The organism is Flavobacterium lacustre, from assembly GCF_027474525.2.
GTDB lineage: Bacteria > Bacteroidota > Bacteroidia > Flavobacteriales > Flavobacteriaceae > Flavobacterium > Flavobacterium lacustre.
In genome coordinates this window covers 1035608-1055652 of the sequence record NZ_CP114882.2, presented here as the reverse complement: position 1 = coordinate 1055652, position 20045 = coordinate 1035608, and the positions used below count along the sequence as shown (strand labels likewise).

Annotated in this window: 19 protein-coding genes; 8 read left to right on the top strand and 11 right to left on the bottom strand. The window is 32.4% G+C overall.

From position 1 onward, the window contains the following. Window positions 1–7: 7 nt before the first annotated feature. Genes O6P34_RS04700 through O6P34_RS04690 form a run of 3 tightly spaced genes read left to right on the top strand, consistent with a single transcriptional unit; the run spans window position 8 to window position 3358 of the window. Entirely contained in the window at window positions 8–1246 is a 1239-nt protein-coding gene (locus tag O6P34_RS04700) for an oligosaccharide flippase family protein (protein ID WP_269686173.1), read from the top strand. Further along, window positions 1239–2141, top strand: a complete 903-nt coding sequence (locus O6P34_RS04695) for a hypothetical protein (protein ID WP_269686172.1) — start codon at window positions 1239–1241, stop codon at window positions 2139–2141. The genes O6P34_RS04700 and O6P34_RS04695 overlap by 8 nt, the downstream gene beginning before the upstream one ends. Next, entirely contained in the window at window positions 2138–3358 is a 1221-nt protein-coding gene (locus tag O6P34_RS04690; protein ID WP_269686171.1) for an O-antigen ligase family protein, read from the top strand. Before O6P34_RS04695 ends, O6P34_RS04690 begins: the two co-directional genes overlap by 4 nt. Here O6P34_RS04690 and O6P34_RS04685 read toward each other — a convergent pair. Genes O6P34_RS04685 through O6P34_RS04650 form a run of 8 tightly spaced genes read right to left on the bottom strand, consistent with a single transcriptional unit; the run spans window position 3299 to window position 11525 of the window. Then, window positions 3299–4492 (bottom strand): hypothetical protein, encoded by a 1194-nt coding sequence (locus tag O6P34_RS04685; protein ID WP_269686170.1) that lies wholly within the window; start codon window positions 4490–4492, stop codon window positions 3299–3301. The two genes, O6P34_RS04690 and O6P34_RS04685, sit on opposite strands and share 60 nt — an antisense overlap. Window positions 4493–4529: 37 nt before the next feature. Beyond that, window positions 4530–5384: a dTDP-4-dehydrorhamnose reductase gene (rfbD, locus tag O6P34_RS04680; protein WP_269686169.1), complete on the bottom strand. Its 855-nt coding sequence runs from the start codon at window positions 5382–5384 to the stop codon at window positions 4530–4532. Beyond that, window positions 5378–5929 carry a dTDP-4-dehydrorhamnose 3,5-epimerase gene (gene rfbC, locus O6P34_RS04675; protein ID WP_269686168.1) on the bottom strand — a complete coding sequence of 184 codons (552 nt, stop codon included), beginning with the start codon at window positions 5927–5929 and terminating at the stop codon, window positions 5378–5380. Before rfbC ends, rfbD begins: the two co-directional genes overlap by 7 nt. An 8-nt stretch (window positions 5930–5937) precedes the next feature. Then, a complete protein-coding gene (rfbA, locus tag O6P34_RS04670) occupies window positions 5938–6795 on the bottom strand; it encodes a glucose-1-phosphate thymidylyltransferase RfbA (protein ID WP_269686167.1) in 858 nt (285 codons plus the stop codon). Window positions 6796–6801: 6 nt separating this feature from the next. Then, window positions 6802–7776, bottom strand: a complete 975-nt coding sequence (locus O6P34_RS04665; RefSeq protein WP_269686166.1) for a hypothetical protein — start codon at window positions 7774–7776, stop codon at window positions 6802–6804. 9 nt (window positions 7777–7785) lie between these two features. Continuing rightward, on the bottom strand, window positions 7786–9465 hold the full coding sequence (locus tag O6P34_RS04660; RefSeq protein ID WP_269686165.1) for a DUF6909 family protein: 1680 nt from the start codon (window positions 9463–9465) through the stop codon (window positions 7786–7788). A 38-nt stretch (window positions 9466–9503) separates the two neighbouring features. After that, window positions 9504–10991 carry a GH3 family acyl-acid amido synthetase gene (locus O6P34_RS04655; RefSeq protein ID WP_269686164.1) on the bottom strand — a complete coding sequence of 496 codons (1488 nt, stop codon included), beginning with the start codon at window positions 10989–10991 and terminating at the stop codon, window positions 9504–9506. 42 nt (window positions 10992–11033) lie between these two features. Further along, window positions 11034–11525, bottom strand: a complete 492-nt coding sequence (locus O6P34_RS04650; RefSeq protein WP_269686163.1) for a peptidase — start codon at window positions 11523–11525, stop codon at window positions 11034–11036. 213 nt (window positions 11526–11738) lie between these two features. On the opposite strand from O6P34_RS04650, the gene tatA reads away from it, so the two are divergent. Then, a complete protein-coding gene (tatA, locus tag O6P34_RS04645; protein WP_269686162.1) occupies window positions 11739–11912 on the top strand; it encodes a twin-arginine translocase TatA/TatE family subunit in 174 nt (57 codons plus the stop codon). A gap of 100 nt (window positions 11913–12012) precedes the next feature. On the opposite strand, the gene O6P34_RS04640 is transcribed toward tatA, so the two are convergent. Continuing rightward, the gene (locus O6P34_RS04640; RefSeq protein WP_269686161.1) at window positions 12013–14136 is read right to left on the bottom strand and encodes a Tex family protein; all 2124 of its coding nucleotides are present in this window, start codon (window positions 14134–14136) and stop codon (window positions 12013–12015) included. Between the two features lie 88 nt (window positions 14137–14224). On the opposite strand from O6P34_RS04640, the gene O6P34_RS04635 reads away from it, so the two are divergent. Further along, complete coding sequence (locus tag O6P34_RS04635; RefSeq protein WP_281324529.1) at window positions 14225–14503, top strand: DUF1294 domain-containing protein; 279 nt, start codon at window positions 14225–14227, stop codon at window positions 14501–14503. Here O6P34_RS04635 and rpiB read toward each other — a convergent pair. Next, window positions 14500–14928 carry a ribose 5-phosphate isomerase B gene (gene rpiB / locus O6P34_RS04630; RefSeq protein ID WP_269686159.1) on the bottom strand — a complete coding sequence of 143 codons (429 nt, stop codon included), beginning with the start codon at window positions 14926–14928 and terminating at the stop codon, window positions 14500–14502. The two genes, O6P34_RS04635 and rpiB, sit on opposite strands and share 4 nt — an antisense overlap. A gap of 734 nt (window positions 14929–15662) precedes the next feature. After that, window positions 15663–15896 (bottom strand): DUF2007 domain-containing protein, encoded by a 234-nt coding sequence (locus O6P34_RS04625; RefSeq protein ID WP_269686158.1) that lies wholly within the window; start codon window positions 15894–15896, stop codon window positions 15663–15665. Window positions 15897–16004: 108 nt separating this feature from the next. Here O6P34_RS04625 and rnr point away from each other — a divergent pair, with 108 nt between their 5' ends. The 3 genes from rnr to O6P34_RS04610 are packed head-to-tail and all read left to right on the top strand — an operon-like array spanning window position 16005 to window position 19589. Next, the gene (gene rnr / locus O6P34_RS04620) at window positions 16005–18185 is read left to right on the top strand and encodes a ribonuclease R (protein ID WP_269686157.1); all 2181 of its coding nucleotides are present in this window, start codon (window positions 16005–16007) and stop codon (window positions 18183–18185) included. Window positions 18186–18203: 18 nt separating this feature from the next. After that, on the top strand, window positions 18204–18872 hold the full coding sequence (locus O6P34_RS04615) for a head GIN domain-containing protein (RefSeq protein ID WP_269686156.1): 669 nt from the start codon (window positions 18204–18206) through the stop codon (window positions 18870–18872). Window positions 18873–18914: 42 nt separating this feature from the next. Further along, window positions 18915–19589 (top strand): LysE family translocator, encoded by a 675-nt coding sequence (locus O6P34_RS04610; protein ID WP_269686155.1) that lies wholly within the window; start codon window positions 18915–18917, stop codon window positions 19587–19589. Window positions 19590–20045 lie beyond the last annotated feature (456 nt).

Genomic DNA, 20045 nt, shown 5'->3' with positions numbered 1-20045 from the left:
AACTATTGTGATTAAAAATGTCTTCCTGAGTTTTGGAATCAATTTTATAAACTTCTTATTTCCGGTAATTCTGATTCCTTTTTACATTAGTGTATTCGGAATTACTAATTACGGATTAATAGCGATTTGTATTTCCTTGATTAATTATATTGCTGTCATTAACGATTATTCTTGGAGTATTTTGGGCCCTGTAAAAATTGGTCAGATTGGCGAAAACACCTCAGCACTTAACCACTATATTTCAACTGTAATCAATACAAAATTAGTCCTGCTTATTCCTTCCTTTGTATTGCTTTTTCTTTTTATACAAATGTATAGCGGCATACATTCAAACGCCGTTTTATGCTTGTCTTTATTTGTAATGCTCTTTTCGAGGTCCCAAAACTCCCATTGGATATTTATCGGGTTAAATAAAGTCAATGTCTATTTTATAATCAATTCGGTTTTTAAAATCAGTACAATCGTTACCGTGTTATTATTCATCAAGCAACGGGAATCCTTTCAGTTTCTGTTTTTTATACTGGGATTTTTTGATAGTATGATTTTTATCTTTTCGCTTTTATATTTATATCTAAAATGTGATTACAGCTATACTTTTACACCTTTTAAAAACATCTTTCAAGAGTTACAAAATGGATTCAAAATGTTTTTAACAAACCTTACTATTTGCTCTATATTAAATTCCGGAACACTAATTTTAGGTTTGTTTTTTGAATCTAAAATTATTGGAATTTACAGTGTTGCAGAAAAAATAATTATGCTTTGTAAGCATACAATTGGCGTTTTATTTCAAGGCGTTTTTCCAAAAATATGCAAATTGGGAATCGCCAATATCAAAGAATTAAACCACAATTTACGCTTGATATTCAAGTCTTATTTGGTTTTATATTCCTTTGGAACATTAATTTTAATCTTTTTTTCGAAACAAATAATTCCATTTTTAAGCAGTGAAAATATAGAAGAATCCAGTAGATATTTGGTACTTCTTTCCCCTATTCCGCTTATTGCGTCTTTAAATCAATCGGCATATATGTCGTTGGTGCTTCACGAAAAAAAGAATATTTATTTCTCCGGCTACTTCATTGGTTTACTCCTAAACATTATTCTTTCGTTTACACTGACTTATTTTTTCCAGGTCGAAGGAATGATTGCAACACTGATACTTACAGAACTTTTTATAACGCTATTCTTAAATTACAATACCTTAACCCATAAATATTTAAATTATTTCAACCGCTATGATTAAAGTAGGATTTCTTGTTTCATATGATTTCAAATATTTATACCAATCTATTCCGTTAGTCTATAATGATGCGGATTTGATTGTGCTTGCTGTTGATAAAGAAAGACTGACTTGGAGTGGAAATCCGCTTGTTATTGATCCGGATTTTTTTGAATGGGTTCAAAAGTTTGATGTTTTAAAAAAAATAGTGATTTATGAAGATTCTTTTTTTGTCCCTGAAAATACTCCCGCTCAAAACGACACCCGAGAACGGAATCTTCTGGCAAAAGCTATGGGCGAAGGTGGATGGCACATTCAGATTGATAGTGATGAGTATTTTAATGACTTCAAAAGTTTTACTGATTTTCTAAAAGAAAGAAATAATCTATTACAAAATCCCGAAGCAAATCCTGTTGAAATTCACGTGCAATGGATTACTTTATTTAAAAAAATTGAAGGTGGTTTTCTCTATGTAAAAGACTCTTTAGATACTATTGAAGTCGCTACAAACGTACCAAAATACAAATACATGAGGGCCACAAGGCATTCGAAAAAAATAATAACAAAATACATTTTATTGCATCAATCCTGGGCCAGAGATGATGACGAAATTTATACTAAAATAACCAATTGGTCGCATCGGGATGATTCGGATAATTTGGCATTTTTTGAATTTTGGAAAAAAATAAATCTGACGAATTATAAAGAATTTACGAATCTTCATGAAAATGATCCCACAAAATGGAATTCTCTAGGTTTTATAGCCGAAGATGAAATTTATTCGCTAAAGCTTACTATCAGTACTTTCGACTTATTTAAATTAAAATTAAAGAAGAAACTCATTCAATTTATTAGAGAAAAACTGCCCGTTAGTCTTCAAAATAATATTCGAGATTTGTTTAAAAAACTGATAAAATGAGAACAGAAACTAAAACAAATTACATTCTAATTGTACTGCTGTATCTTTTTGCTTTGTCAACAGTATTGTACTCTTTTGAAGCCATTCAGTCTGTTGTAATGATTCTCAGCAGTGTTTTTATGATACTGCAATTTCGGTCCGGAAAACCTTTTTTTACGATTAAAACAGCACCTTTTTTACTTTCATTTATTATCATATGTAGCATTGGACTTTGGTATTACAGCGCTAAAAGTGTGCAGCTAATTTCCAATAACCTACTGCTATTTGTAGTGCCATTATTCAGTATTTATCTGTATCAGTCCAAACGCTTTCTGGAAAACAAAAAAAATATTCTGCTGACCTATTGTTATGCTGTTGGTTTACTCTGTGTGTATATTGTTGGGTATTATATCAAAGACATTCCAAACCATCAATTCAACTGGTATTTCGCGCGATTTAATATAGAAAACCACCTTCATTTTCACGGAACCTACCTCAGCCTTTGGATGGGCGTAGCGGTATTGTTTGTAATGGATTTTTTAGTAAAACGAGACGAATCTAAAACCTATCTCAATTATAGTGTAGCCGTTTTGATGGTTTTCTTAATTGCCGGATTAATCATTATAAACTCTCGAATGATTTTGTATTCGGTTCTTTTTTTGAGCGTGCTCAACTATTATTTTTATTACTATAAAACCAATTTGGGGAGCAAAAAAAAGACTTTCCTGTACTTGATTGCCTTGGTGTGTTTGATTCTTTTTCTATCCCAACGCTACATCGCAGATATTGAATTTCTATATAAAAATGCTGTTTCAAATTCCTCCAGATATACCATTTGTTACTGTTCCTTACAAACCATTTTTGACTCCTTTTTTCTGGGTATGGACCCAAATATCATTCAAAATAAACTAAATACTTGTTATGACAATTATGGTTTTTATGAATTATCTAAGGAGAATATTAATTCGCACAATCAGTATTTAGATTATTTTTTGAAGGGTGGAATACTCCTTTTCATTTCGTTTATTTTTACTTTAATCGTAAAATTACGTCATTCTTTAAAGCAAAAAAATTATCTCTATTTTTCAATAACTGTGTTGTTTAGTTTTGCCTTTATCACCGAAAATATTCTGGTTCGACAATATGGAATGTTTATTTATGTGTTTTGTGATGTGCTGTTATTGGGCGCTATTCTGTCTGATGAAAGTCATAACACTGATAAAGTAGAAAAATGCTAAAGTTGGAATTAATAAAATACAGCCGTCGCTTAAACATAAAAACAAATAGATTAAAATACCGATAAAGTAATCGTAATTATTGTTTTTTGTTTTTAAATACAGGTATATCGGTGTGAAAAAAGAGATACAAAACAAGAATAAACCCACTAATCCAAACTGTTTAAATATAGATAAATAAACGATTTCCTCAATCGCACTATATACTTTACTACCAAAAAAACTGATTTCGTTTGTTTTTCGTATTTGCAAAATTCGACCACCTAAATTCGCGTCAAAAATAAATTTCTGCAAAGACCCGTACTGAAAATACCTCGTCATAATAACAGTCCCCATGATTAGCAAAATCAGGCCACCGAGAAGGTATATTTTTACTAGTTTTAAGACCTGATTTCGATATAAAAACAGGAAAAAGAAGATTAATCCAATCCAAACGGTTCGTGATAAGGTTAACAATAAAGCCAAAACAACAATGAATATTTTTAGTTTTGACTTGGTATTTTTATAAAAAATGGGAAACAACATTAAAGTACAAACACCAAAAATATTTCCGTTGTTATAGGTAGAAATTAATTTACTTACAGAACCACGCTGATTAAATTTAGAGGTATCCAATTCTCCTAAATCGCCAGCATTAACTGTAAAATAAGGGATTTCTAAAAAATGACCCGTAACTTGTTTGTAAATAAACAGAAAAATTCCATATGCTGAAATTATCAAAACCGATTTACTCAAAACAGTCTCTATATACTCGCTTTTGATTTTGGCCAAAAAAGAACTTAGAAAAATATAAAACAGCAAGGGTAAAAAAACAAAGCTTACGTAAAACGAAATTAAATTTCCCAAAGATCCTTCGTAACCGTTCACCATCAAATGAATCGTAAAATAAATCACAAATGGCAGGGTTGCAATGTATGCTATAAACGGTTTGTTCTTTACCGTAAATTTGTACTTATTTGCGATAATAAATACTGACAACAGCATTAAAAATCCCAGATATAAATAACCCCAAGTTATTGGAATTCCGGCAATTTTAAATCCACCTTTAGGAATAATAATGACAAGAAAAACGGCGAGAAAGAATACTAATTCTCTCAACCTTTCATTAGTCAATTGTATATTAAAAATATTCCTCATTAGTTAAGATGAACCATTAGATATTTGGATTTTACTACTAAAAACAGTTGCTCAAACTTTCCTCCCAGCCTTTTATAGCAATCCCAAAAACCAATTTAATCTTGGTTTTATCCAGAACACTATATTTTGGTCGTTGTGCCGGTGTGGGATAACTGCTTGTTGGAATGGGCTGTAAATCAATATTTATAGTGTTATTTTCGAATATTTTTTGGGCAAAATCAAACCAGCTGCAAGAACCTTCGTTACTGAAATTATAAATACCGCTTACTTTATGAGTGGGGTGTTGACTAACAAATACTACGATTTGAACAAGCGCTTCGGCTAAATCAACAGCATTTGTTGGCGTTCCGATTTGGTCATTTACCACAGATAAAGAATCGCGTTCTGCTCCCAGTCGCAACATGGTTTTCATGAAATTAGCACCAAATTGCGAATAAACCCATGACGTTCTTATGATAAAATAATCTTCCAAAACGGCTTGAACTGCCTTTTCTCCGTCTAATTTCGTTTGTCCATATACACTTTTCGGATTTGGAATATCTTCTTCTGTGTAGGGTGTTTTTTTGGTACCATCAAAAACAAAATCGGTAGAAACATGAATTAATTGGGTCTTAAACTCTTTGCAAACCTCAGCCAGATTTTTGACTCCCGTAGCATTGATTGCTTCTGCTTTTTCAGTTTCGGTTTCTGCTTTGTCTACGGCAGTATAAGCTGCAGTATTGATACAAAAATCAGGTTTTATTTTGTTGAAAACGGACTCAATTCCTGTTTTTTGAGTAATATCAAGCGCTTTAGAATCACAAAAAACAAAATCAATTTGAGAATATTTTTCCGCAATAAATTGAAGAGATTGTCCTAATTGTCCATTGGCACCCGTGACAAGAACTACCATATTTTTTTTGCGTTTTCTAAAGTGGGTAATATTTGATCTTTTTGCGAAATAAGTAATTCTGTTTCCGGAAACTGCCAATCTATATTTAGCTCCGGATCATTAAATTTAATACCGCCTTCCGATTCTTTATTATAAAAATTATCACATTTATAAAAAAATGTTGCTGTTTCGCTTAGTACTAAAAAGCCGTGAGCAAACCCTCTTGGTACAAAAAACTGTGTTTGATTTTCACCCGAAAGTACAACCGAAATATGCTGACCAAATGTTGCAGAACCAGGTCTTATATCCACCGCAACATCTAAAACTTCTCCTTGTAAAACGCGTACTAACTTGGCTTGTGCATGAACTCCTGTTTGATAATGCAATCCGCGAAGCACTCCTTTTGTAGAAAATGATTGATTGTCTTGTACAAAATGAACGGGGTGATTGACTCCTTTTTGAAAGGTTTTTTCATTGAAACTTTCCATAAAATAACCTCTTTCATCTTGAATTATTTTCGGTTCAATAATGAAACAGCCTTCAAGTTTCGTGCTAATAAAATTCATAAATTGGTTTAAATTATATCTAATAAATGTGTTCCGTAGCCACTTTTTAATAAGGGCTCTGCTATTTTTTTTAATTGTTCGGCATCAATGTAGCCCATTCGGTATGCCGCTTCTTCTATAGAACCAATTTTTAATCCCTGACGTTCTTCAATTACTTGAACAAATTGAGAAGCCTGCATCAAAGAATTGAACGTTCCGGTATCAAACCAAGCGGTTCCTCGGTCTAGAATACTCACTTTTAATTTTCCTCTACGCAGGTATTCTTTATTGACATCCGTGATTTCTATTTCGCCGCGTTGACTTGGTTTTATATTAGCAGCAATTTCAACCACATCATTATCATAAAAATAAATCCCGGGAACAGCATAATTTGATTTGGGCACCAATGGTTTTTCTTCAATAGAAAGTACGTTCCCATTAGCATCAAAATCAACTACGCCGTAGCGCTCAGGATCGTTTACGTGATAGGCATAAATGATTCCGCCATCCGGATTATTATTGGCCTGCAATAAATCAGACAATCCGGTTCCGTAAAAAATATTGTCTCCCAGCACCAATGCCACTTTTTCTTTTCCGATAAACTCTTTTCCAATGATAAAGGCTTCCGCCAAACCGTTTGGGTGTTCCTGAACAGCATATTCAAAACGACAACCCAGTTTCGTTCCATCACCCAATAATTGTCTGAACAAAGGCAAATCATGAGGCGTCGAAATAATTAAAATCTCTCTGATTCCTGCCCACATCAAAGAGGATAACGGATAATAAATCATCGGTTTATCATAAATTGGCATCAACTGTTTACTGACTGCAAGCGTAAGCGGATGCAATCGGGTACCTGAACCTCCAGCTAATATAATTCCTTTCATAAATGATTATTTATTGTATTTAACCTTCAGTTTTTGATAAAATTTCAACAGCATAGAACTAATTAAAAATATAAAAATCAGCAGAAAAGGAGCAACAAATTTCAACTTTCCGTTAATTGATTTTACATTTTTAATATTGGTTACCGAACTGACCTCTTTAATCACTTTATCAAAATTGATTCTTTCCAATCTATTCTTTCCTTGTTCTTTAATTAAGTTTTCTTTGGTTTTTATGATGTCGTTTAACTGCGCATTTTCGTTATAATAAACTAAACTGCTAGTAGATCCTTTTGTGTTTTTATTGTAATCGTTCAACAATCCGTCTATCTGTTTGATAATAGAATCATTCGCTTTACTATTGATTTCAAGGTTTTTTAAGTTTTCCTTTTTTAGGTTCGAATAATACTCTGAATCATTCAAATATTGCATCAAAGGATTGCCAAAACCTTCTTTTGTAACCCTTTTTGAAGAAGTTATGCTAAGGGCATGAAACGGATAATTCTTGCTGGTTAATTTATTCTCCACCGACTTGGTTAAACCTCCGTCTTCGGCCATTAATTTTATTAGTTCTAATCGTTGTTCGTCATTGCCTACAAATTTATAGACATCAATTATTGGTTCAATCTTGATGCTGTTTATTTTTTGAGCGTCTTTAAATCCTAAGTCTTTTAGAAAAACAGTGTCATTTTCATTAATTTTAGAATTCAACAAACTGACCTTAGCATACAAATAGTCATTGGAACCAAAATTTGGCATTACAATGATTTCATGATCATAAGAAACCCTGGTGCTATCTAAGAATATCCCTAAACCCGTTCCTAAAAAAAGTAAAATGACCAGTACAATAACATTTCTTTTTAGAAATAGAAATCCTTCAAAAAGACTTAAAAAAATGCCGTCTATAAAATTACCGATTTTTTGAAAAATTTGCGACAAATCAATTTCTTGATCCTCTTGATTCTGGGGTACGTTTGCACTCATTTATAACTCTTATTTTACGTTAAAAATTTGTTCTAATATCTTAATAGTAATCAAATAGGTTGGTTTAACTCCCGTTGTCCCTAATCCTCCTGAAGCCAGAGTACTTCCGGTTTCCAATGGATTATCCGAAGCGTAATACGCATATCTCACCTGAATATCCTGTGGCACACTTTTTCTGATTTTCGAAGCAGATTGAATGGCTTTCTGATAGTAAGAACCTTCCATTTCCAGTCCGATAACGCCCCAAGTCGATTCGTGAAAAAACTTCAATAAATCGCGGTTTTGCAATGAAGTTCCTAAAACAGTTACCATTGGACCTGCAAAAACAGCAATGTCATTTCCTTCGAACATATCCGCAGTTAATTTATTTTCGAAAAAATAATTATCCGCAGTTCCTTCATTAATGTGGGCGTTCGGAATCATAATATCGCCTTTTCCACCTTCGAGAATTCCGGCTTTTCCCATTATCGAAACCGATTTCACATTCAAAAGTGTGTCTTTTTTATACGGTTTCAACAACTCGTCAATCGTTTCATAAGCCTGCTCTCCAAACGCATAATCCATGACTATCAATACCGGTTTTTCATCTCCGATGGCTGCATTTGGAAACGATGTTGTACTCCAATCTATTTTGGCGGTGTCAAAAATTTGCACATCTATATTCGTTCCCGAAGTGTCCGGTAAAAAAATCATTCCGTGTTTTTGAGCCACTTCTTCCACTTTATTTCGAACTTCATTCGCACCGGACTTGCTCAATTCTTCATAAATAAAGAAATCAGATTTATCTTTGAACTTGGTTTTCAAAACCGGAGTAGCAAAAATAGAGTTCATCACACTGTGCATATTGGCGCTAATCACGTGAATTGGTCGGTCTAAAAGTTGATTCGCTTTCAAAACCTCCTTAATATTTGTCGCCCAAATTTCCCCATGAATATGATGTCCCAATCGCTCTCTAAGAATTGGACTAAAGGTGATGGTTCTCTTATTATTCTCAACCACTTCCTCAATGGCTAATTTTCCCAACCAAAAAACAACATGCAAAAATCGGTCTGGCGCAGTTTCTGAACCAAACGCTTCATAAATATCCAAAACTTCCTCAAATGTTCTTCCCAGAATATTCGCAGCATGTGAAATTGCCTTTTCTTTATCAACAAGCGAAAGTTTTTTGGTTTGCAATACCGCTTGTTCCAGTTTTAACCAATCTCGGGAAACTTCACCGCCATCGTCTAATAAAACTCGATTTCTAATCTTATGGGATTCGATGAAAATAAACGTCAAATGTGTCAAAATATCATAAATATCTGAGCGTCCGCGCGTAATTTCCACGTTCATTTGTTCTTCGTCAATTCGATAACAATTGCGACGTCTTTTTGGCGGTACAATCGCCTGAAAATGTGATTTTGAATACCCTTCATCCGAAGTTAAATTGATAAATCTACATTCTTCAATTCCTACCGGAAGACGCTCTATAACATATAAAAGTCCGTTTAATTCTACTTTTTCTTCGGCAATATTACCATAAATTTCAGGTCGTAAAGCCATCAAAGCCTCTCGTAACGTATCGCCGGAAATTCCCATTGGTTTATAAAAACCTCTGTTGAATAAATGGCGCATCGTGATGTACATTTTTTCAATGGCAGCCGATGATTCTTGCGCTCTGGATCGTGATATATTTTTAGTCTCTTTCATTCTTTTTTGTAATACTAACTAGTACAAATGTATCGTTTTTATTGCTCGTTTAATAAATCCACTATTTTTCTGTCATTCGAAAGTCTTGGGATTTTATTTTGACCGCCCAATTTTCCTATTGACTTCATATATTCCTGAAACCCGTTTTTGGCCACTTTTGTAATCACGACTTTTCGCAATACATGTCCCACAATCAAATCGTCATAATACACATTTTGTTTTCGCATGGCGTTGTCTATCGCTTCCGCAAAAGATACGCTGTCTTCCGGTTCGTTTTCAAATTCAATGAACCATTCGTGATAGGGTAATCCTTCGGCAGGATTAATTTGAGGCGCCACGGTAAACTCATTCACCCGAATTGTAGTTCCCGCCATCGCTTCCTGCAATGCGCTTTCTACTTCTTTACCAATAACATGTTCGCCAAAGGCTGATATGTAATGTTTAATTCTTCCCGAAACAATTACGCGATACGGTTTCAAAGAAGTAAACTGCACAGTATCCCCAATATTGTATCCCCAAAGTCCGGCATTGGTAGAAATAATCAATACATAATTTACATTCAATTCTACTTCGCCAATCGTGTAGCGTTTTGGATTTTCGGTATAAAATTCATCACTTTTTATAAATTCATAGAAAATTCCGGAATTCAAAAGCAACAACATTCCCTTTTCTTTTTGGGAATCCTGATACGCAAAAAATCCTTCCGAAGCCGGAAACAACTCTATGCTATCTACTTTTCGACCAATCAGATTTTCGAATTTAGCGCGATACGGTTCATAATTTACACCTCCGTAAATAAACAAATTGAAGTTTTTGAAGATTTCCCCCACAGGCTTCCCTCCTTTTTGCTGTAGTTTTTCAAAATACATTTGTACCCAGGACGGAATTCCTGAAATCACCGACATGTCTTTATGAAATGTTTCTTCAACAATCGCATTGACTTTAGTTTCCCAGTCTTCGATGCAATTCGTTTCCCAAGACGGCATTCGGTTTTTTTGCAAATACTTTGGAACAAAATGTGCCACAATTCCAGACAATCGTCCAAATTGTATTCCGTATTTTTCTTCAAGAATTGGACTTCCTTGCAAGAAAATCATTTTCCCGTCAACAAAATCAGCATTTCCGGTTTCGTGAATGTAATGCAAAATCGCGTTTCTGGCTGCTTCAATATGAAATGGCATGGATTCCTTGGTAAGCGGAATATATTTTGCCCCCGAAGTAGTTCCTGAAGTTTTAGCAAAATAAAGCGGTTTTCCTTTCCAGAGAATATTTGCTTCTCCTTTTACCACTTTATCAACATACGATTTCAAGCCTTCATAATCGCGAATGGGTACATGATTGGCAAAATCTTCATGCGTTTTGATGGTATCAAAATGATGGTCAAGACCAAATTGCGTTTTCTTGGCTTCCTTTATTAATTGCAGAAATACTTTCTTTTGAGTTTCAACAGGATGCTGCGCCCAAAGCTGCGTTTTCTTGTATATTTTTTGTGCAAATAATTTTGCAGCAGTTGATTTTATTGACATTTGCTATTGTGTTCTTTATAAAGATTGAAAAAGGACCGGATGTTAATTCGCTTTTTTCGAAGATTGTTTTTTTTCTTCTTTTGCCACTTGTTCCCGCAACTCCAATTCTTCTTTTGATGCTGATAAATTTGTTGGTGAAGGCGCTTGTGCCGCAGCCGAAAGTATAGAATCTTTATTGAATTTTGAGAATTCTAACTCGCCGGTCAATACTTTTTGAATCGATTGAATATAGGCTTCATTTTTCTTTAATGCGCGGGACAACGAATCTGATTTTAAGGCTAATTCCGTGGCTTCTCTTTTTAATTTCGAAGAAGAATAACCCGGAATAAATTCCCTTAATGGAGTAAAAGCAATAATAAAAGTGGTAACGAATGTAATAATTATGGCGCCCAAAGTAGCTACCACGAAAACATTCATCAAAGTAAGTTTCAACGAAAAAGTTTCTTCAAAAGTATCTTCGTTAAGTATTATTAAACGTCTTTTATTGAATAAATTTTCTTTGAGTTTTTTGCGTTTTAGTCGTTTACCAGACATACTTTTTTATTATTCAACAAATATAACAATTATTGTCATTGATTGTATTTTGTTGTTTTTGTACCGTTATTCTTAACATAAATTTATTTTTAATATATTTTTAACGCTTTATAAACTAAATAAATCAATCAAAACGAAATCATATTAAGTATTTCTATATACCTTTGCCTCTAGTTTTATTACAAATTTGCTTCGGCAATAAATTATTCAATCATGGGAAGATTAGGTGTTACAGAAATCCTTATTATATTGGCTGTTGTTTTATTACTTTTTGGAGGTAAAAAAATTCCAGAATTAATGAAAGGTTTAGGAAGCGGAATCAAAGAATTCAAAAACGCGGCCAAAGATGATCAGTCAGCTGACAAAAAAGAAGAAACTAAAGAATAATTTTTTAGAATTTCTAAAATAAAAAAATTCCAAATTCCAAGTATATTTCTTTGGGATTTGGAATTTTTTATGCGCTAAATTCTTGTTTTTAAAGCTTTTATTACAAAACCATCGAAAGCTGAATCCGTTTTCTGTCTTCGTCGACCTCCGTCACTTTTACCTGAACGTGTTGGTGTAATTTGACTACTTCATTCACATCACTCACAAAACCAGCTTTGAGTTGGGAAATGTGAACCAAACCGCTTTCTTTGATTCCAATATCTACAAAACAACCAAAATTAGTAATGTTATTCACAATTCCGGGTAAAACCATTCCCGTTTTTACATCTTTTATCGTTTTTACATCCGGATCAAATTCAAAAACTTTAGCAGATTTTCTAGGATCTAATCCTGGTTTTTCGAGTTCTTTGATAATGTCTTTCAACGTTAATAACCCTATTTCCGGAGTGATGTAATTTTCTGGTTTAATCAGAGCTGTTTTTTCTTTGTTGGCAATCAAATCATGCACAGTCAGTTTCAAATCTTTAGCCATTTTTTCAACAATTCCATAGGCTTCAGGATGAACTGCAGAATTATCCAAAGGATTTTTTGCATTCGAAATTCGAATAAAAGCAACGCCTTGCTGATACGCTTTTTCACCTAAACGAGGCACTTTCTTAAGTTGTTTTCGATCTTCAAAAGGACCATTTTCGGAACGATAATTTACAATATTTTCGGCTAGCTTCTCTCCTATTCCGCTCACATAACTCAACAAATGTTTACTCGCTGTATTGATATTTATCCCAACCGAATTCACACAACGAATCACCGTATTATCCAGTTCTTCCTTGAGTTTAGTTTGATCCACATCATGTTGGTATTGGCCTACGCCAATGGCTTTCGGGTCAATTTTCACCAATTCGGCCAACGGATCTGACAATCGACGTCCTATAGAAACCGAACCTCGGACGGTAACATCAAAATTAGGGAATTCCTCTCTCGCAATTTTCGAAGCAGAATACACAGAAGCTCCAGCCTCAGAAACAATGAAAACCTGAACCGGTTTATCAAAAGCAATTTTCTTTATAAAAAACTCCGTTTCGCGAGAAGCAGTTCCGTTTCCAATAGAAATGGCATCAATTTTATAGGAATTAACCATCGAACGAATTTTTTTCATCGCCATGACTTCTTCCTTTTGTGGCGCATGCGGATAAATGGTTTCGTTGTACAACAAATCCCCTTTTTCGTCCAGACAAACTACTTTACAACCGGAACGAAATCCTGGATCAATAGCCAAAATACGTTTTTCGCCCAAAGGCGGCGCCAACAATAATTGTCCTAAATTATTAGCAAAAACCTGAATCGAATTGGTATCAGCTTTGGCTTTGGCTTCTTGTAAAGCTTCATTAGAAATGGCCGGATTCAATAATCGTTTGTAACTGTCTTCAATGGCTAATTGTACGTGAGGCGTGGTGCTATTTTGACTTTTTAAAATTAATTCATCAATAATATCATACGCTTCGTCAATATCAACTTCTACTTTAAACTTAATAAAACCTTCATTTTCAGCACGAAGCATGGCTAATAATCGATGGGAAGGCGCTTTACTTAACGGTTCTGACCAATCAAAATATTGATTGAATTTTTGGGCCGCTTCTTCGTCTTTTTTGGTTTTTACTACTTTGGTGGTTATCGTTGCTTTTCGTTCGTACAATCTTCGGAGTTGTTTTCGAACATAAATATTTTCATTAATCCATTCGGCAATAATATCTCTGGCGCCTTGTAAAGCGGCGTCTTCATTGATGACATTTTCATTCAAATATTTAGTCGAAATAAAGTCGACATCATCATTATTTTGCGCCATAATGATTTTGGCCAATGGTTCTAATCCGTTTTCACGAGCTACATCGGCTTTGGTTTTTTTCTTCTTTTTAAATGGCAGATAAAAATCTTCCAATTCCTGTAAATCAAAACTCTGTTGGATTTTTTTATCTAATTCTGGCGTAAGCGCATTTTGTTCCTGAATTGATTTTAAGATAGCTTCTTTTCGTTTTACAACCAATTCATACTCTTTTTGAAACTTTGCGATTTGTTCAATAAAAACCTCGTCAAGATTTCCCGTTTTGTCTTTTCGATAACGTGAAATAAACGGAATCGTACAATCTTCCTGTAATAATTGAACCGTATTTTGAATGTTTATCGCTGGTGTAGCAACGTATTTTGAGATGAATTGTATGTTAGTCATTTTAATATTTATGATTTTGAATAAGAACTGCTGAATTGTAAAAAATCCTACTGCTAAAATAATATCTTTGAAATTCAATTCAGTACCAATGCCGATAATATTCTACTATTTTTTTATACTTAGCTTTTTGGCTTTTGCCATAACGGGCTATGATAAATTATTAGCTATAAAAAGTAAAAGGAGAATTTCCGAAAAAACACTTTTAACCTTTGTTTTTATGGGCGGAACTATTGGTTCCGGATTAGCCATGCTTATTTTTAAACACAAAACTTCAAAAGAAAGCTATCTTTTGAAGTTTTGGGGAATTATTGTAATCCAAATTTTAATGGTTTTTGGATTGTTTTATTTTAGAATAGTAAAATACTAACAAGAAATTTTATTCACTCTGTTTTGATGTCTTCCACCTTCAAATTCAGTATCTAAAAATGTTTCAACTATTTCTACCGCTTGAGGAATAGAGGTAAAACGCGCTGGAATACTTACAATATTAGCGTCATTATGAAGTCTTGTTAAATAAGCAATTTCTTTAGTCCAACAAAGGCCGGCACGCACTTTTGAATGTTTATTAACTGTCATTGCGATACCGTTTCCGCTTCCGCAGATGACAATTCCAAAATCAGCTTTTCCTTCAGAAACATCTGTTGCAACAGGATGACCAAAATCCGGATAATCAACACTATCTTCAGAATCTGTTCCGTAATTTGTTACTTCATGTCCTCTAGCTTTTAGCATTTCGACAATTGCTTTTTTATATTCTGGACCAGCGTGATCGTTTCCTATTGAAATTTTCATTTTATTTTGTTATTAAGTTGTGCGCTGCAAATTTAACTAAAGATTTTTAGTTTTGTTTATTTGAATTCGTTGTTTATTTGCTTTTTTATTCAAATTACATTCCTTTTTTTATTAGTATAAGATTCAAATCATAACTATCAGATTATTAAAAAACTAACTTTTTAGTGTATTTTATTTAATTCATAAATAGCTGAAAATCAATTTGTACTTTATAATAAATATGTTAAAAAATTGCATTGTTAATAGCGAAACGCAATTGCTTGATATTCAGTTAACTTTAAATTAACATGAAATGTTCATAAGTTTAGATAGAATATTAGAAGTTTTTTTCTCCAATATGAAAAAAAACAGTAATCCAAAACCCACATTAGAATTCCTAATTTAGTTTGAGTAATTTTTAGAATAGTTATCAATATTAAAAAATGGTTTATTAACAAACCTGGAGAATTTACTTATTTACAAAATTAATAGTTTTTGTATTATCAACAGATGTTAACTAAAAAATGAAACATATTTAAAACTAAATCTTTAGCTATAAAAAAGTATGTTGATAACTTAAAATAACATGATAAAAGTTCATTTCAATACATTTTAAAATAAATTTATAGCAACTATTAACACACTATAATAACCATTAAAAAAGATTTTAAATTTCCTTTTTCTTTTTGTTGTATTTAATATATGTTGACAACTTTGAAAAATTAAAAAAAATAAAATTTATGTTTTAATCTTTTTCAAACGATGGAAAGATTCGAATTCAAGTTGTCTAAAATTTCTTGTACAATTTTAAAATCGTTTGGATGTACTTTTAATTTGATTCCTCCCAAAGCTGTTGTGTAAAAAGGAACAACGCCTAAAGTGGTTTCGTTCTCGAAATAATAATGAATTCCTTCTTGTTCCAATAAATGTTTCAGCACGACAATTTCATGGGAATAGTTAAAAATTGCGATGGTTTCAAAATCTTCCATTTTGTCTTTTTGTGAAGGTAAGCAAAGTTATATTTTTACTAAATCTAGTTACTAAAATCGTTATATCTAACATCTTCTTTGTAATTTTAGACTTTTAAGAAAAGATGTATGAGTAAAAGATTAAGAAAGCCGATAAAAAAAGAGAAAAACTTCTCTGACAAAATTATAAAAATATTATCGCAAAGTGCCAATAAAGCATTCAATTATAAACAAATAGGAGCAAAGCTGGATTTAGATGATACCGAAAGTCGCAATCAAATTATAAAAGATTTGAAGATTTTAGCTTCTCAAAATAAAATCATAGAATCAGAACCTGGAAAATATTTAGTAAAAGCAGCCAGTCAGGATTATTACGAAGGTAAAATTGATATGACAGGCCGTAAAACCGCTTATTTTGTTTGTCCGGATTTAGAGGAAGATGTTTTTATTCCGACTAATAATTTAAATCATGCTTTAGATAAAGATACCGTAAAAGTCTATGTTTACAATCGTAGAAAAGGAAGAAGACCTGAAGGTGAAGTGATTGAAGTTATCGAAAGAAACAAAACCGATTTTGTGGGTGTAATAGACATTCAGAAAAACTTTGCTTTTGTTTCTACAGCCAATCCAAAAATGTATACGGATATTTTTATTCCAAAGGATAAAACCGGAGAAGCAGAGCAAGGCGATGTCGTTTTGGTTCATATTGAAGATTGGCCATCTAGAGCCGATAGTCCTTTTGGAACAGTGGTAAAAGTATTAGGAAAACCAGGAGAACATGATACTGAAATTCATGCAATTTTAGCCGAATATGGATTACCGGCTGAATTTCCGATAGAAGTAGAGACGTATGCACAAAAAATAGATACCACTATTCATGAAAATGAAATTGCAAAACGTCGGGATATGCGTGATACCTTGACTTTTACAATAGATCCAAAAGATGCTAAAGATTTTGATGATGCTTTATCATTTAAAAAATTAGAAAATGGAAATTATGAAATAGGAATTCATATTGCCGATGTTTCTTTTTATCTCGAAGAAGGAACTGTTCTGGATGATGAAGCTTATCAAAGAGCTACTTCTGTGTATTTAGTGGATAGAGTAGTGCCCATGTTACCCGAAGTTTTATCTAATTATGCGTGTTCACTTCGTCCGCATGAAGAAAAATATACGTTTTCGGCTATTTTTGAAATTACCGAAAAAGCTCAGGTTGTCAACCAATGGTTTGGACGCACCGTTATATTTTCTGATCAGCGATTTTCATATGAAGAAGCGCAGTATATCATAGAAACTAAGGATAATACTATTCCCGTTGAAACATCTATAATTGGAAGTTCTTATGTGGTTTCTGATGAAATTGTTGCAGCCACTTTAAAACTGGATCAGTTAGCCAAAATTTTCAGAAGAAACAGAATGAATGATGGTGCTATTTCTTTTGATAAAGTAGAAGTAAAATTCAATTTAGATCAAGAAGGAGAACCAGAAGGCGTTTATTTTAAAATTTCAAAAGATGCCAATCATTTGATTGAGGAATTCATGCTCTTGGCCAATAAAAAAGTCGCAGAATACATTGGAAAACAAAAGAAAACCTTTGTATATAGAATTCATGATGAGCCAAATGAAGATAAATTAATAGCCATGCAAACGGTTATTGCAAAGTTTGGTTATAAGATAGATTTTAGAAACAAAGGTGATATTTCAAAATCATTGAATAATTTATTAGCCGATGTTGTTGGTAAAAAAGAGCAGAATTTAATTGATACTTTAACGATTCGAAGTATGAGTAAAGCTAAATATTCTACAGATAATATTGGACATTATGGATTAGCTTTTGATTATTATTCCCATTTTACTTCACCAATTCGTCGTTATCCGGATGTAATGGTACATCGATTATTGCAATATTATCTTGATGGAGGAAAATCAGTAGATGAAGAAACATATGAAGCTAAATGTTTGCATTCTTCAACAATGGAAGGTTTAGCAACAAATGCAGAACGTGATTCTATTAAATACATGCAGGTAAAATACATGCAAAATCATAAAGATCAAGAGTTTTTAGGTGTAATTTCCGGTGTTACTGAGTGGGGAATTTATGTAGAAATTATTGAAAACAAGTGTGAAGGAATGGTTAGAATTCGAGATATAAAAGAGGATTATTACACTTTTGATGAAAAACAATATGCTCTTGTAGGTGCAACTTCTAATCAATTATTACAATTAGGAGATGAAATTTACGTTAAAGTAAAAAATGCTGATCTAGTTAAAAAACAATTAGATTTTAATTTTTTACGAAGAAACGAATAATCATTAAAAACTATTAAAATGAAAAAATTACTTCTGATAGCTGTATTTTATATAGCTTATAATTCAAATGCACAAGTAACAAAAAACTTGGGTGATTTTGATAATGTGAAAGTATTTGATAAAATGAATGTAAAATTAATTGCTGCTTCCGAAAATAAAATAGTCATTTCTGGAGACAGAGAAAGTGAAGTGGAAGTTGTAAATAAAAACGGAGAATTAAAGATTAGAATGCCTTTTCCAAAATTATTATCAGGAGATGCTATTACCGTTAAATTGTATTTTAAAAGATTGGAAAGCATCAATGCCAGCGAAGGAAGTTATGTTTCAAGTGATTATACATTCAAACAAACTTCATTAGAGGTGAATGTTAAAGAAGGATCTGAAATAAAAGTGAAAGTTGATGTACAAAAAGTAAATGTTAAAGCAAATTCTGGAGGAATTGTAGAGGTTTCCGGAGATGCATTAAATCAAAATGTAGTAATTACGTCTGGTGGAATTTTGAAAGCAACGGATTTACATACTTCTCAAACTTCAATAAGCGTCGCTGCAGGAGGAAAAGCCGAAATCTATGCTACAACCTTAGTAGATGCAAAAGTAAAAGCCGGAGGTTCTATTTACATATATGGAAAACCAAAACAAATTAATAAAGAAACTATTATTGGCGGTACTATTATTGAAAAAAACTAATAAAGCAGGCCTAACTATTTTTTAATAAAATTTAAAATTTTAATGATTAACGATATTTTAACTGGTATACCTTGGGGAATTTTTTTAAGTTTTATGATTGGCCCCGTGTTTTTTATTTTATTGGAAACCAGTATTACAAAAGGATTCAGAGCTGCTTTAGTTTTTGATTTAGGAGTTGTTTTAGGAGATGTTTTTTTTATAGCAATTGCTTATTTAGGCAGTTACAGATTGATAGAAAGTTTAAAAGATAAACCTGCTCTTTTTATGTTTGGCGGTATGTTAATGCTGGCGTATGGAATTATATCCTTCATAAAATTAAAAAAAGAAGGGAAAATTAAATACGAATTAATCGATAAAGAAATTATTAAAAAAAAGTATGGAAGTCTTTTTATAAAAGGGTTTTTCTTGAATATTATTAATATTGGAGTTCTTGGATTTTGGTTGGCAATAATTATTTCGGTTGGACCAAAATTAGAAATGCAAACTTCCAGAATGATGACTTTTTTTACTTCGGTAATTCTATCTTATTTACTGATTGATTGCATTAAAATCATATTAGCCAAGCAATTAAAATCAAAAATGACGCCTACCAATATTCTTAAAGTCAAAAAAGGAATCAGTATTATTTTAATCATTTTTGGCATTGTTTTAATCACACAAGGTTGGTTTCCAAAAGAGAAAGAAATGGTTAAAAATGCTTTTGAAAACATCGAATAAATAGATTTTATACAGAAACAAAAAAGCCTGATTCTAACCTTAGAATCAGGCTTTTTTTATTTCTAATAAGTACTTAAATTACTTATGTGGTTTAAAATTATATTTGTTCTGTCAGAATTCAAACCTAAACTTTATATAATTTTTCTTAAAAATTAAACATAAAAAAACCTCCAATTTTCCTTGAATTTTTATGATTTATCGTTCGGATTCGAACCTAGACTTTATTTAATTTTTCTTAAAAATTAGTCATAAAAAAACCTCCAATTTTTCTTGAAGAGTTATGATTTATCGTTTAGATTAGAACCTAAACTTTATTTAATTTTTCATAAAAATTAGTCATAAAAAAAACCTCCAAGTTTCCTTGAAGAGTTATAATTAATCGTTCGGATTCGAACCTAGACTTTATTTAATTTTTCTTAAAAATTAGTCATAAAAAAAACCTCCAAGTTTCCTTGA